The organism is Natrinema sp. H-ect4 (genome assembly GCF_041894845.1).
Taxonomy (GTDB): Archaea; Halobacteriota; Halobacteria; order Halobacteriales; family Natrialbaceae; genus Natrinema.
Genome location: NZ_JBHDYC010000053.1, coordinates 1 through 697, shown reverse-complemented (window position 1 = coordinate 697; position 697 = coordinate 1). Strand labels below are relative to the sequence as shown.

The 697-nt window shown below is 52.2% G+C and carries 1 protein-coding gene; it reads right to left on the bottom strand.

The window, feature by feature from the left end:
• Positions 1-9 precede the first annotated feature (9 nt).
• On the bottom strand, positions 10-645 hold the full coding sequence (locus ACEWFR_RS23760; RefSeq protein WP_374063347.1) for an IS6 family transposase: 636 nt from the start codon (positions 643-645) through the stop codon (positions 10-12).
• Positions 646-697: the final 52 nt, after the last annotated feature.

Genomic DNA, 697 nt, shown 5'->3' with positions numbered 1-697 from the left:
CGGTCGTGTTTAGTTTGTAGCATTGTGCCAGACGGCGAAGGCTTGGAGCCACGATTCGGCTGTTGACGGTTGTGCATGACTAAAGCAGTTTGAGAACGAAGAGGTACGTCGTTTTATCTCACGAAAGACACGTTCAGCAGCGTTCCGATTTCCATGTTTTTCGTATCGAAATCGGAGCCCAGATCGGCGGAGTGCAGTCTGGAGATGCTTTGCTCCATCAACGAGAAACACGGCATCGTCGAGGTCATGTTTCTCAGTGATTTCCTGCAGGAACCGTTCTGTCAACGCGGTCGTAGTCGTCGAATACAGCCGTATATGGAGGACTTTGTTCGTTTCCGGATCGACAGCAGTGTACAGCCAATACCGATGTTCGTCGAGTTGAATCACTGTCTCGTCGAGCGCGACGTGATTTGGTTCCTCGTCAACTGCCGGCTGTAGATCGCATTTGTGAACCCAATCGTGGACTGCCTTGCGACTGCGTTCGACACCGAACTTCTCTAATTCCCGGACGGTATTCGAAAGCGAGAGGCCAGCAAGATGGAGTCGAATACCGAGTTCCATCAGCTGACGCGGTGTCCGCTCTCGCTCCACAAAACTCAAATCGATCCAGTCGCTACACCCGCTGAGGCGGCCGATTTTTGGCATGGACACCATAAAATCGTACCGCCTCACTTTTCACGCTTAACGAAACAGCGCC

Coding starts and splice junctions, on each gene's coding strand:
- ACEWFR_RS23760 (WP_374063347.1), bottom strand. CDS start 645: ATGCCAAAAATCGGCCGCCTCAGCGGGTGTAGCGACTGGATCGATTTG.